The sequence below is a fragment of the Micromonospora sp. HM134 genome, from assembly GCF_007833915.1.
Taxonomy (GTDB): domain Bacteria; phylum Actinomycetota; class Actinomycetes; order Mycobacteriales; family Micromonosporaceae; genus Micromonospora; species Micromonospora wenchangensis.
Map to the genome: position 1 here is coordinate 5,789,662 of NZ_CP041061.1, position 14,232 is coordinate 5,803,893.

Genomic DNA, 14,232 nt, shown 5'->3' on the forward strand with positions numbered 1-14,232 from the left:
TCAGGTCAGCCCTTGTTCTTGATCTGGCTGTTCCAGTGGTTGATCCACTCGGTCTCGTTCTTGCCGATGATGTCCCAGTTGACGTCGAGCGGCTTGAGGTTGAGCTGGGCCAGCCACTCCGGCTGCTGGGCGATCTCCACGGCCGGGATCTGGTAGTAGTCCTTGGCCAGGTCGGCACGCAGCGTGTCGTCGAAGAGGAACTCGATGAACTTCTGCGCGCCGGCGCTGTTGCCGCCCTTGACCGCGGCGAGCCCGTCGACCAGCACCGGGGCGCCGGAGGCCGGCATCACGTAGCCGAACGGCATGTTCGACTGGTTGGCCTGGAGCAGGATGTCCTGGAGGTTCCAGGCGCTCAGGGTGCCCTGCTGGCGGGAGAGCTTGAGGTAGAGGTCGGCCGGGTTGGCCGCGTACGCGCCGGTGTTGGCGTCGAGCTTCTTGAGCCAGTCGTAGCCGGGCTGCGGGTTGCTGCCGTCCGGCGACTGCCGCATGATCATCGCGGCGTAGATCGACCGCATGGTGCCCGAGGCGGCCACGTCACGGATGACGATCTTGTCCTTCCACTCCGGCTTCAGCAGGTCGTCCCAGTCCTTCGGGGCCTGCTCCGGGGTGAGCGCCTTGTTGTTGTACATGATGACCTCGGGCAGCAGGATCTCCCCGAACCAGCGGCCCTCGGCGTCCTTGTACTTGGCGTCCATCTTGCCGGCGAACGCGGGCTGCCAGGCGGCGAGCAGGTCCTCGCCGGCGCCGGCGGCCAGCCCCTGCTGGGTGCCGCCCCACCAGACGTCGGCCTGCGGGTTGGCCTTCTCGGCCCGGACCCGCTCCAGGATCTCCTGGGCGCCCAGGTTGAGGATCTCCACCTTCCCCTTGTACTCGGGGTACTTGGCGGTGAACTTGTCCACGACGAAGGTGGAGACCTTCTTGTCGCGGGCGGTGTAGATCGTCAGCTTCTCCGTCTCACCGGCCGCGGTGTCGTCCGAGCCGCCGCCGCAGGCGGTGCCGGCGGCGAGGACGGTGGCGAGCGCTCCGGCGAGCAGAAGTCGACGTCTCATGGGGTACCTCCGAGGGGTGTGGGCGGGAGAATCAGCGGTTCGAGCAGGTCAAGGGGCTGGCAACAGGGTGGGCAGCCCGGCGGCGGCGGCCGAGAGGGCGTAGCTGACCGCGCCGTGCAGCACCGCCCGGTCGCCGAGCACGGCCCGGCGTACCTCGGTGGTGCTGGGTGCGGCGGCGGTGACCAGGTCCTGGAGCCGGCCGACGGCGGCGTCGTCGAGTTCGGCGGCGGCACCGCTGAGCAGCACCCGCCCCGGGTCGATCACGCAGACGCAGGAGACGATCAGCCGGGACCAGGCGTGCAGCAGTTCGTCGAGGTAGCCGGCGGCGCGCGGGTCGTCGGCGGCCAGCTCGACCAGCGCGCGCACCGGCGAGTCGGGGCGGCGGCCGGGGGCCAGCGCGACCACCCGCTCGGCGATCGCGTTCTCCGACCAGCGCGCCTCGAACGGGCCGATCCCGTCGTGTCCCCGGTCGGCCGGGTCCAGCGGCAGGAAACCGACCTCGCCGGCCGCGCCCCGGGCGCCCCGCCGGACCTGGCCGTCGAGCACCAGGCCCGCGCCGATGCCGTCGGCGACGTGCAGCAGCAGCAGGTCGGCGACGTCGGTGCCGGCGCCGGCGGCGTGTTCGCCGGCCGCCATCAGGTTGACGTCGTTGTCCACCACCACGGGCACGCCGAGCGTCCGCTGGACCGACTCCCCTATCGGGCGGCCCTCGATCAGGCCGACCGAGGGGGCGAGCCGGACCGCGCCGCCGGAGATGACGCCGGGCGCGGCGATGGCCACCCCGCACAGCGCGGGCAGTCCGTCGCCGGCCAGTTCGGGCACCGACCGGCAGATGGTGTCGACGATGTCGCCGGTCAGCCGGACCGCGCGGTGGGCGACCACCGCGCCGTCGCTGTCGGCGATCTCGCAGCTGATCCTCGACGGCTCCAGCGAGACGGCGGCGACCAGTTCGGCGCGGGGGTTGAACTCCAGCATCGCCCGGGGGCGGCCGGACCGTGAGGTGCCCGGACCGCGTTCGATCAGGTATCCCTCGGCGATCAGATCCCGCACCAGCGGGGTGAGCGTGGCAGGGCTCAGGCCGGTGAGCTCGGTCAGCTCGGCCCGGGAGAGCACCCGGACCTGGCGGGCGGTGGAGATCACGGAAAGCCGCTTGATCTCCTTCGACCGCTCCCGGCTCACCGGGCTCGTTGGTGGCGTCACCACGTCTGTCACACTTCCTTCCTACGGCGAACGAATTAAAGAGTCAAGTAACAAGTCCGTCTCAGCCGGGCCACCTCAGACCGTCGGAGCAGCAAAAACGTCCGCAATTGGAAGCGTTGGGCGGGTTCGGGTCACCGTTCCGGCGCACCGTAGGACATCCCGGACACCACCCTCTTTATTTCTTCTGCAAAGGAAGAAATACCTTCCAAAGCATTGACGTGCCGCCGCGCTGGTCCCTAGCGTCACCGGGCGAAGGCCTTCCAGTGTGTACGGAACCCGTACCGCTGCCGTACCCGGTGCACCGCGTCCGACGACGCCCACCGTTCCCGTTCCCGCCGCCTCACCGTCCACCGACGACCCCGCGTCCGACGCCCAGCGTCCGACGCGGACGGTCGCTGCCCGGACATCGTGGTCCCGGAAGGATCTGCATGCGCATCAAGGGTTTCCTGCTACCCACCGCACTCGCCCTGGCCGTGGCCGGGGCGCCCGCCACCGCCGTCGCCGCCCCGGCCGACGTGCGCCCCGCCAAGGCCGTCGACCTCGACGTGCTCTTCGTCAGCGCCCACCCCGACGACGAGGCCGGCAGCCTCGCCACCCTGGGCCAGTGGAAGGAGAAGTACGGCGCCAAGGCCGGCGTCGTCACCATCACCCGGGGTGAGGGCGGCGGCAACGCCGTCGGCCTGGAGGAGGGCCCGCCGCTGGGCATCATCCGCGAGCGGGAGGAACGCACCGCGATCGGCAAGGCCGGCGTGGAGAACCTCTACAACCTCGACCGGGTCGACTTCTGGTACACCGCCTCCGCCCCGCTGTCCGAGCAGATCTGGGGGCACGACGACACCCTGGCCCAGATCGTCCGGGTGATCCGGACGACGAAGCCCGAGATCATCATGACGATGAACCCGTCGCCGACCCCGGGCAACCACGGCAACCACCAGCAGGCCGCCCGGTTCGCCGCCGAGGCGTTCCACGCCGCCGCCGACCCGAACGCGTTCCCCGAGCAGCTCAGCGCCGAGGGCCTCACCCCGTTCCGGGCCGCGAAGTTCCTACGTACCGGCGGCACCGGCAGCTCCGCCGCCGGCCCGCAGTGCGCGACCAGCTTCACCCCGACCGTCCCGACCGACCAGGTCTTCGGCGTCTGGGAGGGCACCCCGAGCGCCAGCGGGAAGACCTGGGCCGAGATCGAGGTGGACGCCCGCCGGGAGTACGTCACCCAGGGCTGGGCCGGCACCGCCGCCGCCCCCACCGACCCGACGAGGATCCGCTGCGACTTCTACACCCTGGTCGACAGCCGCGTCCCGTACGACCCGGCGGACACCTCCCCGGAGGCGATCCTGCGCGGCTCGGTGCTGCCGCCGGCGACCGGTGGCCTGCCCAAGGGCACCGAGCTGTACCTCACCACCGACCGGTTCGACCTGGCCCCCGGCTCGACCGTCGAGGTCACTGCGCACCTGCGCGCCCCGCACAACCGTGCCCTGGTCAAGCCCCGGATCGACCTGCGGCTGCCGGCGGGCTGGAAGGCCAAGGGCTCCGGCGTGCTCAACAACGACGTGCCGTCGGGCAAGGAGCGGACCCGGAAGTTCACCGTCACCGTCCCGGCCGACGCCGACACCAATCAGCAGCAGCTCATCGGGGCCACCCTGACCACCCGCCAGGGTGTCGGGCGCACCGACCGGGCCGTCCGGGTGGTCGCCGACGTACGCGGCACCCTGGAGCCGCTGCCCGAGGTCGGCATCTTCCGCGACTGGGCCGGCGACGGCGGATACCCGCAGCTGGACACCCTGATCAAGCCGGTGCTCACCATCGGCTCCGGAAAGCAGCGGTCGGTCCGGATCGACCTGCGCAACCACGGTCGGGTCAGCCGCGACGGCACCGTCACCCTCGGCCTGCCGGCCGGCTTCACCGCCGACGCGGCCACCAAGAGCTACCCCGCGCTGGCCCCCGGCGCGACCGGCTCGGTCACCTTCACCGTCACCAACTCCGACGCCACCCTGCCGACCGCCAACGAGGGCGGCACGGACGGGGACTACGGCATCACCATCACCACCACCAGCGCCGCCGGCAGCACCGTGGAGACCGGCGCGCTGGAGATCGTGCCCACCACCGAGGTCCCGCGCGCCGGTGACGGCACCGTCGACGGGGTCGCCTCGCCGGGCGAGTACCCCGGCCCGGAGCTGGACTTCTCCCGCATCTGGGAGGGGCAGGCCACCACTGCGCAGGACGCCTCGGCGACCGGTCGGATCGCCTGGACCGCCGAGGGGCTGAAGGTGATCATCCAGGTCACCGACGACGTGCTGGGCAAGAAGGTGGTTCCGCAGGACTGCAAGCGGCAGCGCCGCACCGACAGCGTGGAGATCATCGTCGACCCGAAGGGGAACTCGACGGACACCTCCACCGCGTTCAAGGCCGGCATCTTCCCGATCACCGACGACCCGGCCAACGGCGACCCGCCCTGCTGGCAGCGCGACGCCGACAACCGGCAGGGCCCGGGGGCGACCACCGCACCCGGGATGACCGTGGTCAGCAAGGTCAGCTCCCCGTACACCGGGTACACCATCGAGACGATGATCCCGTTCGCGGTGCTGCCCGACGCGGTGGACCCGGCCCGGATGGGCTTCAACGTGCTGGTCTACGACTCGGACACCCAGGACCTCAGCTCGCAGTCCCGGCTGGGCTGGTCCACCTTCACCGGGGTCCGGGCCGACCCGTACCGCTACGGTCTGGCCACCCTGCCCGGTTACCAGCCGGCGGCCCGGCAGCCCAGCAAGCCGGTGTTCCCGGACACCGCCGCGCGGAGCGTGCACAGCCCGCAGACCATCGCCCAGTCGGCCGTGGACGGGGTGGCCCCGGCCGCCGTGCCCCGGCTGAAGAACTCGGCGCTGCGGCTGACCTCGGCCCACCGGGTCACCGACGGCGTGCAGGTCACCCTGCGTGCCGACCGGGCCGGCACCGCCTACCTGTACGCCTGGGACGGCGACACGGCGCGGGGCGAGCACACCGTACGGCTGGCCGCCGGTGACCGGGTCACCGTGACGGTCCCGGTCAGCGGGGGCACCCCGACGTCGCTGCTGGCGGCCTTCGAGTCCGGTGGCGCGGCCGTGGCCCAGCAGGTCCCGCTGAACTGACCCGTCCAGCACCGTGCCGACCGTGGCCGGCCGTCGACCTCCGTCGGCGGCCGGCCACGCCGGTGTCCGGGGTCAGCCCGGGCAGCTGGTGGCGGGCAGCCCGGTCAGCGGCACCGGGGAACGGCCGGTCGGACGGGCCTTGCCGGCCAGCACCCCGGCGAGCGCGGTCATCGAGGCCCGGCTGGACGAATAGGTAGCCAGCAGGGTCGGCGAGGTCGCCTTCTCCAACACGTACGGGGTGTCCATCGCCACGGTGACCGCCGCGTCGGCGGCGAGATCCTTCGGGCCGTCGCCGTAGCCGACCAGGTGGACCCGGGTGCCGCCCTTGGCCACCACCCGCACGCCCGCGTCGGTCAACGCCGCGGTGAGCGCCGCCCGGGTCCGGTCCCGCCCGTCGGAGGTGGTGACGGTGACCGGGCCGGACACCGCGACGCCGCACTTCCCGCGCAGCTGGGTGACCGCCGCTGCGGCCAGCGCCGTGGCGGCGGCCCGGTGCGGGGCGCTGTCGAGCGTGGACATCGCCGGCGTCGGCCGGTCGGCGAGCCGGAACTTCATGGTCAACACCCGGGTGACCGCCGCCACCAGCCGGTCCCGGGGCAGCGTGCCGTCGCGCAGCGCGGCCAGCAGCCCGTCGTACGCCTGGCCGACGTTCGGGGTCATCAGGATCAGGTCGTTGCCGGCGAGCAGGGCCTTCACCGCCGCCTCGCCCGGCGGGTAGCGCTTGGCCGGCGGCATGTTCATCCCGTCGGTGATCACCACCCCCTGGAAGCCCAGCTCGCCCCGCAGCACGTCGGTGAGCAGCTTGTGGGAGAAGGTGGCCGGGGTGCCCGGGTCCACGGCGGTGACGTCGAGGTGCGCCGACATCACCGCCATCGCCCCGGCGTCGATACCGGCCCGGAACGGCGGGAAGGCGGTGCCGTCCAGCTCGGCCCGGGACTGGCCGACCACCGGGACCTCCTGGTGCGAGTCGGCGGCGCTGAGCCCGTGCCCGGGGAAGTGCTTGACGCTGGCCGCCACCCCGGCGCTCTGCAACCCCTGGACCGCGCCTGCGACCTGCGCGGCGGCCCGCTTCGGGTCGGCGCCGAAGGACCGCGAGCCGATGACCGTGCTGCGGGTGGCCAGGACGTCGGCGACCGGGGCGAAGTCCAGGTTCACCCCCATCGCCGCCAGTTCGGTGCCGGCGGCCTTCCAGGCGGCCTCGGTGCGGGCCGGGTCGTCGGCCGCCCCGGCGGCCAGCGCGCTGGGCAGCGTGGTCACCCCGTCGGTGATCCGGGTGACCACGCCGTACTCCTGGTCGGTGCCGACCAGGAACGGCGCCGGGCCGGCGGCCAGCTTCCCGGCGGCCTCGCGCAGCCCGGCGGTCAGCTTCTTCACCTGCGCCGGGTTGTCGACGTTGGTGGTCGACTGGTTGCCCGAGGTGGGATCGTCGGCGCTGAACCCGACCAGGATCAGCCCGCCCAGCCGGTACTTCGCGATCATCTCGGCCGGGGTGTCGACCCCGGCGAGGGCCTGGTTGCCGGCGGCCGAACCGGGGGTCACCGTCGTCGCCGAGCTGCCGTACGCGTAGGGCATCAGCACCTGGCCCACCAGGTCCTCGTCACCGAGCGTGCCGGCCAGCGCGGCGGCCCGGCCGGCCGGGTCGGCGGCGGCGGACGGGACGACGGTCGCCGTGGCCGTCGGGGTGGCTTCGGGGCGGACCGGCGCGGGAGCCTGCCCCTCCCCCGCACATCCGGAGGCGAGCAGCGCGGTCAGGGCGGTGACGGCGACGCCGGCACGTCGCGGGGAGATCGGCACCCGGCCCATCCAACCCGCGCCGGAGATCAGCGGCAACCCGGCCAGGTCAGGCGGTGGGCACGGCGTGCCCGTCCCCGACCGGGTGTCCGGCTCCCGGGCGTGTCCTGGTCGGGGCGCGGCCGGTGCGGGTGAGCGGATTCACCCGGGCCCGACCCGGCGTGCGCCTCGGGTGCGGGACAACTTCTCCGCGAGCTCTATGCCTGTCCGTCATAAATATGACGGACAGGCATAGAGCTCTCTGCGGGACCGTGCTTCGGGAGGGCAGCGGTCATGGAGACCGGCGTCGGTGCAGCGCCCGAGGAGGCACCGAGACTGCCGAGGGCCGCCCGCAGGGTGAGCGGCGGGGCCGCGGTCAGCCGACCCGGGTCAGCAGGGTCACCGGCGCGCCGTCCCCGGCGTAGCGGTAAGGCTCCAGCTCGGCGTCCCAGGCGGTGCCCATCGCCTTGTCCAGCGCGTGCGCGAGAGCCTCCGGGCGTACCGACGCCATGATGCTGCGCAGCCGGTCCTCGCCGAGCTGGATGTCGCCGGCCGCGCCCACCGCGGCCCGGAACAGGCCCCGGCCGGGCACGTGCATGAAGCGTTCGCCGTCCGCGCCGGTACTGGGTTCCTCGGTCACCTCGAAACGGATCATGGGCCACTGCCTCAGGGCAGCAGCCAGCTCGGCACCCGTCCCCGGCCGACCGGTCCATCCGCACTCGGCCCGGCGGGCGCCGGGATCGACGGGCTGGGCCGTCCAGTGCAGGTTGACCGGCGCGGCGAGGACGCGCGCGATCGCCCACTCGACGTGTGAGCACACGGCAAGCGGGGTCGAGTGGACGTATACGACGCCACGCGTTGGCACGGTGACCTCCCGGAGGGCGAGGTGCGTCTTCCCCTACGACCTCGACACCCGAGTGGCTGTTGCCACACATGATGACTGCTGTGACGGATGGTGCGCCAGGGAATCGGAAAATTCGCCGCCGGGAAATACCCGGACCGGTGACCCGGGTTGTGCACTCCGACGGGCACGGTGAGCTGCCAGGCACCGTGGTCGTGTATATTTCTCTGGGCGGTTCTGTGCCGTCGCACCACTTCGCGGGCCGACGACCCACCCGGGCGTCAGACGACCACCGAGCGTCAGACGACCACCGGGCGTCACCCGCTACAGCCCCCGGACGTTCCCCGTCCTCCCGTACGTCTTGCAAGGAGCATCTCCGTGGCGAGCAACACCTCGAAGACCGCGCGCGCGTCAGTCCGGGCCGGCCAGGCTGGCCAGGGTGGCGCCCTCAGCGTGCTGGGCGAGTTCAAGTACCTCATCCCGCTCAACGGCGGCAAGCACGCCTACGTGCGGAACCTGACCAACGGCAAGACCGCCCACCTGCGTACCGACTCCGACGCCTTCGTCGAGGAGATCCGGACGCTGGCCACCGCCGGTCACGCCGCCAAGATCCGCGCCGAGATCAGCAACCTCGCCGCCACCCACCCCGACCACGGGTGGGACAAGACCGAGAAGCGTCTCGTCGAGGCCGGCGTCTTCGAGGGCTGAGCCCTCCCCCGAGCACATCCGGAACCGCCCGTCGGGTCACCCCGGCGGGCGGTTCCGCGTCTGCGCCCACCGGGTCAGGCCCCGTCGTCGAGCAGGGTGACCTCGCCGGTGTCCAGGTCGTACAGGGCGCCGACGACGTCCACCGCACCCGCCGCGACCGGGCCGGCCAGCATGTCGTCGGCGCGCAGCGCCCGCACGGTACGGCGCACGTGCCGGCGTACGGCCAGGGGGTGCACGGCCGGGTCGTGCGGACCCGCCTCGGTCACCGCCGGGGTGATCCGCTCGACCAGGTAGCCCAGGTCACCGTCCGGACGCCGTCCCGTCCGCACGCTCTGCACCGTCGAGGCGACCGCGCCGCACCGTTCGTGCCCCAGCACCATCACCAGGGTCACCCCGAGCTGCGCCACCACGTACTCGATCGAGCCCCGCACGGCCCGGTCGAGCACGTGCCCCCCGGTGCGGATCACGCAGATCGAACCGAAGGTCTGGTCGAAGATCGCCTCCAGCGGCACCCGTGAGTCGATGCAGCCGAGCAGCACCGCGTACGGCTGCTGGTCGCCGGAGGCCACGGCCGCGGCGGCGGTCACGTCGTGCCCGTGCACCGGCCGACCGCTGACGAAGCGCCGGTTGCCGGTGAGCAGCTCGGCCAGCGCCGCCCGGGGGTGCGGGCGGCACGGGGCGGCCCGGCGGCGACGGGCGGCGGCACGGGGGTCCGGGCGGCCCCGGTGGGCGGACTCGGCATGGCTCCAGCCTGACCGTCGGCCCGGCCGTGTGCGGGCGGGTCGGGAATCTTCTCACCGACACGGTTGGCGTGGTCTGATGTCGGGTAGCCGGTGTTACCGCCGGGTTACGCCGGTGAATGTGTCCCGGGTGCCTGGGAGGTGGCGATGCCGGATCAGCGGGAGTTGCGGCTGCCCGACGGGGTACGCCTGCACGTCGAGGTGACCGGCCCGGCCGGGGCCGAGGTGACAGTGGTCCTGCTGCACGGCTGGACGCTCGACGGCCGGGCCTGGCACCGGCAGCTCACCGACCTGCGCAGCCGCTTCGGCGACCGGGTCCGGGTGGTCACCTACGACGCCCGGGGGCACGGCCGGTCCAGCTGCATGGCGCTGCGCACGGCGACCCTGGCCCAGCTCGGCGACGACCTCGCGGCGGTGCTGGACGAGCTCGACCCGGCCGGGCCGGTGGTGCTCGTCGGGCACTCGATGGGCGGAATGACCGTGATGGAGTACGCCCACCGGCACCCCGCCCACTTCGCCACCCGTACGGCCGGACTGGTCTTCGTCTCCACCACCGCCGAGGGGCACACCCACACCGTGTACGGATTGTCGCCGCGGATCGCCCGGCTGATCCGGCTCGCCGAGACCACCGGGGCGGGGGTGCTGGCCCGGTGCGGCTCCTGGCGGCCACCCCGTCCACTGCTGCGCGCCCTGGCCCCGAGCATCAGGTGGATGCTGTTCGGCGACCGCTGCTCGGGTGCCGACATCCGGCTGGTCACCTCGGCGGTGGCCCGCGCCTCGCTGCGCTCGATAGGTGGGTTCCGCGCCTCGATCGGGGCCCAGCACCGGCTGGCCACCCTCGCCGCGTTGGCGCACCTGCCGGCGGCGGCGCTGGTCGGGGACCGGGACCGGCTGACCCCGCCGCCGTGCGCCGAGTCGATCGCGGCGGCGTTGCCGGCCACCGAGCTGACCGTCTGCCCCGGGGCCGGGCACATGCTGATGATGGAGCGCCCGGACGAGGTGAACGCCGCCCTCGCCGGGGTGCTCGACCGGGTGCTGTCCGCCGCCCCGGCGGGTCCGCCGCCCGGTCCCCGCCGCCCGGTCGACACCCCGGGCGACCGGGCACCCGCCGGCATCCCGGGCCACCCGGCGTCCGCCGGGCGGACGACGCGCTGAGCCGACGCGCCGACGCCCCGCGCCGCCGCGTCCCGACGGGTCGACCCGTGCGTGGGGGCGTGCGACCACTGCCCCGGGCAGGTCGCGCGGAGGTGGTGGAGGTCGCGGTACGGGTATCGGCCCGCCGTGGGGTCGGCGGCTGCCCGTACCCTCATTCCGCCTGGCGTGCACCCGCGCCCGGCGTCGCCGTCGCACAGGAGCGGTACGTTGACCGACCAGAGCACCCTGGAGCAGGAGATCGCCGCCGAACAACGGCATCTCGACCGGGTGTACGCCCGGCTCGCCGAACTGCGCCGCTCGGCCGCCCGCGCCGAGCGGGACGGCTACCGGCTGGCCCGGGTCGGCAACTTCGGCGCGCTGGTGGAGCGGGATGCGATGGTCTTCCACGCCGCCCAGCGCCGGCACCTGCTCGACGCCGAGCACGAGGGGCTGGTCTTCGGCCGACTCGACCTGCGCGACCGGCAGGTGCTGCACGTGGGCCGGCTCGGGGTACGGGGCGAGGACGCCGAGACGCTGGTGGTCGACTGGCGGGCCCCGGCCGCCGCCGCCTTCTACCGGGCCACCCCGGCGGAGCCGCTGGGGGTGGTGCGGCGGCGCACGATCAGCTCCTCGGACGAGAAGGTCACCCGGATCGAGGACGACCTGCTCGACCCGGAGGCCGCCCCGCCGGACATGCCGGTGGTGGGCGACGGGGCGCTGCTGGCGACCCTGTCCCGGGCGACCGGCCGGGGGATGCGGGACATCATCGCGACCATCCAGCGGGAGCAGGACGAGGCGATCCGCTCCCCCGGTTCGGGGGTCACGATCGTCTCCGGCGGGCCGGGCACCGGGAAGACGGCGGTGGCCCTGCACCGGGCGGCGTACCTGCTCTATGCCGACCGCAGCCGGTACGCCGGCGGCGGCATCCTGGTGGTGGGCCCGTCGGCGGTCTTCGTGGAGTACATCGCCTCGGTGCTGCCGTCGCTGGGTGAGGAGACCGCCACCCTGCACTCGCTGGGTTCGCTCTTCCCCGGCATGTCGGCGACCCGCACGGACGGGCCCGAGGTGGCGGCGGTGAAGGGGTCGCTGCGGATGCGTCGGGTGCTGGAGCGGGCGGCCCGGGACGCGGTGCCGGACGGCCCGACGGAGTTGCGGCTGCTCTACCGGGGTGCGTTGCTGCGTCTGGAGCGGCGCGAGCTGGACGGCGTCCGGGACCGCGCGTTGCACCGGGGGGCCCGCCGCAACGAGGTCCGTCGGGTCGGCTTCGACGGGGTGCTCGCCGCGCTGTACGCGCAGGCCCGACGGTTGGCCGTCCCCGGCCTGCCCGAGCAGCCCGTCTTCGAGGACGAGATCATCGAGCGGCCGGAGTTCCGGGAGTTCCTCAAGGCGTGGTGGCCCCGGCTGCATCCCCGGCACGTGCTGGGCTGGCTGGCCCGGCCGGAGCGGCTGCACCGGTACGCGGCCGGCGTCCTGTCCCGGGCGGAGATCGGGTTGCTGGTCGGGGCGTACCGGTCGCTGGACACCGAGGGGCTGACGGTGGCCGACATCGCCCTGCTCGACGAGCTGGACGCGCTGCTGGGGCAGCCGGTCCGCCCGAAGAAGGCCCGCCGGGACCCGTTCCAGCTCGCCGGCGGGGTCCGGGAGCTGAGCACCTTCGGGGAACGGCAGCGTGCCGCGCGGGCGGCGGCGCGGGAGCGGCCCGAGGACTACCGGGACTACGCGCACGTGGTGGTCGACGAGTCGCAGGACGTCTCGCCGATGCAGTGGCGGATGATCGGCCGGCGCGGTCGGCTGGCCTCCTGGACGGTGGTGGGTGATCCGGCGCAGACCGCCTGGACGGGTGACCAGGCGGAGCTGGACCGGGCCCGGGACCAGGCGCTGGGCCGGCGGCGGCGGCACCGGTTCACGCTGTCCACCAACTACCGCAACTCGGCCGAGATCTTCGCGGTGGCGGCGGCGGAGATCCGCCGGCTCTATCCGGACCTGGAGTTGCCGAGCGCGGTGCGCTCGACCGGGGTGGACCCGGTGGCGTTGCACGTGCCGGCGGCGGAGCTGGCCCGCGCGACGGCCGACGCGGTGGACGCGTTGCTGGCCGAGGTGGCGGGGACGGTCGGCGTGATCACGCCGGTGCCCCGCCGGGACGAGGTCGCCGGCTGGTTGGGCGGCCGGGGCGGGGCCCGGCTCCAGGTGGTGACCAGCCTCCAGGCCAAGGGCATGGAGTACGACGGGGTGGTGCTGGTCTGCCCCGGCGAGATCCGGGCCGATCCGGGCTCCGGGGTACGGACGCTCTACGTGGCGTTGTCCCGGGCGACCCAGCGCCTCACCACCGTCGAACCGACCGGCTGACCGACCGGCACCCGGCCTACCTGGCCGAACGTCCGACCGTCACTTGCATACATAGCGATGTGAGCATAGATTGGATCCGGTCCGCAGCGGCGACGGAAGGTGTGGACGTGGGCGCAGGTCATGACCACAGCGCGACGGTGAGCAACGCCGCGCACCGGCACCGGGGTCGGCTCTGGGCGGCGTTCGGGCTGCTCACCGTACTCATGGTGGTCGAGGCGGTCGCCGCCTTCGGCACCGGTTCACTGGCCCTGCTCTCCGACGCCGGGCACATGTTCACCGACGTGCTCGGCATCGGGATGGCCCTGGCCGCGATCACCGCCACCCGGCGGGCCGCACGGGACCCGCAGCGCACCTTCGGCCTCTACCGGCTGGAGGTGCTCGCCGCCCTGGCCAACGCCGTCCTGCTCAGCGGGGTCGCGGTCTACGTGCTGATCGAGGCGGTCCGCCGGTTCGGCGAGCCACCCGAGGTGCTGGCCGGCCCGATGCTGGTGGTGGCGGTGCTCGGCCTGCTCGCCAACATCGTCGCGTTCGGCCTGCTGCGGGAGGGCGCCCAGGAGAGCATCAACCTGCGCGGGGCGTACCTGGAGGTGCTGGGCGACCTGCTCGGCTCGATCGGCGTGATCGTGGCGGCGCTGCTGATCGCCGGCACCGGCTGGTGGTGGGCCGACCCGCTGGTCGCCGTGGCGATCGGCGTGTTCATCCTGCCCCGCACCTGGCGGCTCGGCCGGGCGGCGGTACGCATCCTGGTGCAGGCCGCCCCGGAGCACCTGCCGGTGACCGCCGTGCACGACCGGCTGACCGCCGTGCCCGGTGTCGCCGAGGTGCACGACCTGCACGTCTGGACGCTCACCTCGGGCATGGACGTCGCCTCGGCCCACCTCACCCTGGCCGGTGACGCCGAGGTCGGCACGGTGCTGGCGGCTGCCCGGGGCGCCCTGCGGGAGGACTTCCACATCGAGCACGCCACCCTCCAGGTCGAGCCCGGGGCGACCCCCGGTGCCTGCGGCCCCGCCCACTGGTGACCCCCACCCCGGCCCGGACGGTCAGCCACTGCGGGTACTCCCGCACAGAGATCATGGGAATTTGCGCCGTTTGCACCTTTTAAGGGTATTCACTCTCGTACCCTCAGTCACGAGGTAGGCAGGTGTCACACGCGTACCGGTAGGCTCGGCCCCGGCCTCCGCCAGGCGGAGGCCGCCGCCTAATCGCCCGCCCGGGCGAACCGGGGAACCACGTTCCTGGGGTGCATCCGCGTCAGCGGTAGGGATCTTCCGTCCCGAACCCGTCAGCTAACCCGGTCGGCGGCTGACGGAAGGACATCC

General features: G+C 73.4%; 9 protein-coding genes, 1 pseudogene and 1 riboswitch. Of the genes and pseudogenes, 5 read left to right on the forward strand and 5 right to left on the reverse strand.

Features of this window, described 5'->3' with window-relative positions; all coding sequences use genetic code 11:
- Positions 1 to 5 precede the first annotated feature (5 nt).
- Positions 6 to 1,049 carry an extracellular solute-binding protein gene (locus tag FJK98_RS24995; protein WP_088644864.1) on the reverse strand — a complete coding sequence of 348 codons (1,044 nt, stop codon included), beginning with the start codon at positions 1,047 to 1,049 and terminating at the stop codon, positions 6 to 8.
- A 48-nt stretch (positions 1,050 to 1,097) separates the two neighbouring features.
- The gene (locus FJK98_RS25000; protein WP_145921169.1) at positions 1,098 to 2,261 is read right to left on the reverse strand and encodes an ROK family protein; all 1,164 of its coding nucleotides are present in this window, start codon (positions 2,259 to 2,261) and stop codon (positions 1,098 to 1,100) included.
- Between the two features lie 416 nt (positions 2,262 to 2,677).
- Between FJK98_RS25000 and FJK98_RS25005 the strand changes: the two genes are divergently transcribed.
- Positions 2,678 to 5,371: a sugar-binding protein gene (locus tag FJK98_RS25005; protein WP_145921170.1), complete on the forward strand. Its 2,694-nt coding sequence runs from the start codon at positions 2,678 to 2,680 to the stop codon at positions 5,369 to 5,371.
- 72 nt (positions 5,372 to 5,443) lie between these two features.
- Here the strand turns inward: FJK98_RS25005 and FJK98_RS25010 are convergent, their stop codons facing one another.
- Positions 5,444 to 7,165 carry a glycoside hydrolase family 3 protein gene (locus tag FJK98_RS25010; protein ID WP_370517092.1) on the reverse strand — a complete coding sequence of 574 codons (1,722 nt, stop codon included), beginning with the start codon at positions 7,163 to 7,165 and terminating at the stop codon, positions 5,444 to 5,446.
- Between the two features lie 352 nt (positions 7,166 to 7,517).
- Positions 7,518 to 8,006 (reverse strand): DUF3145 domain-containing protein, encoded by a 489-nt coding sequence (locus tag FJK98_RS25015; RefSeq protein WP_088647746.1) that lies wholly within the window; start codon positions 8,004 to 8,006, stop codon positions 7,518 to 7,520.
- A gap of 354 nt (positions 8,007 to 8,360) precedes the next feature.
- Between FJK98_RS25015 and FJK98_RS25020 the strand changes: the two genes are divergently transcribed.
- A complete protein-coding gene (locus tag FJK98_RS25020) occupies positions 8,361 to 8,690 on the forward strand; it encodes a hypothetical protein (RefSeq protein ID WP_088647745.1) in 330 nt (109 codons plus the stop codon).
- 74 nt (positions 8,691 to 8,764) lie between these two features.
- Here FJK98_RS25020 and FJK98_RS25025 read toward each other — a convergent pair whose 3' ends face one another.
- Positions 8,765 to 9,292 carry a carbonic anhydrase gene (locus tag FJK98_RS25025; protein ID WP_240762335.1) on the reverse strand — a complete coding sequence of 176 codons (528 nt, stop codon included), beginning with the start codon at positions 9,290 to 9,292 and terminating at the stop codon, positions 8,765 to 8,767.
- 285 nt (positions 9,293 to 9,577) lie between these two features.
- Here FJK98_RS25025 and FJK98_RS25030 point away from each other — a divergent pair.
- The 3 genes and pseudogenes from FJK98_RS25030 to FJK98_RS25040 all read left to right on the forward strand — a co-directional run.
- A pseudogene (locus FJK98_RS25030) lies at positions 9,578 to 10,489 on the forward strand (alpha/beta fold hydrolase); the annotation flags it as partial.
- A gap of 303 nt (positions 10,490 to 10,792) precedes the next feature.
- A complete protein-coding gene (locus FJK98_RS25035) occupies positions 10,793 to 12,910 on the forward strand; it encodes an AAA family ATPase (RefSeq protein WP_145921173.1) in 2,118 nt (705 codons plus the stop codon).
- Positions 12,911 to 13,017: 107 nt separating this feature from the next.
- Entirely contained in the window at positions 13,018 to 13,932 is a 915-nt protein-coding gene (locus FJK98_RS25040; RefSeq protein ID WP_145921174.1) for a cation diffusion facilitator family transporter, read from the forward strand.
- 166 nt (positions 13,933 to 14,098) lie between these two features.
- Positions 14,099 to 14,230, forward strand: a riboswitch (cyclic di-AMP (ydaO/yuaA leader).
- The last annotated feature ends 2 nt before the right edge of the window (positions 14,231 to 14,232 follow it).

Bases quoted from the DNA above. Each gene is read 5' to 3' on its own strand.
- FJK98_RS24995 (WP_088644864.1), bottom strand. From the start codon at position 1,049: ATGAGACGTCGACTTCTGCTCGCCGGAGCGCTCGCCACCGTCCTCGCC.
- FJK98_RS25005 (WP_145921170.1), top strand. From the start codon at position 2,678: ATGCGCATCAAGGGTTTCCTGCTACCCACCGCACTCGCCCTGGCCGTG.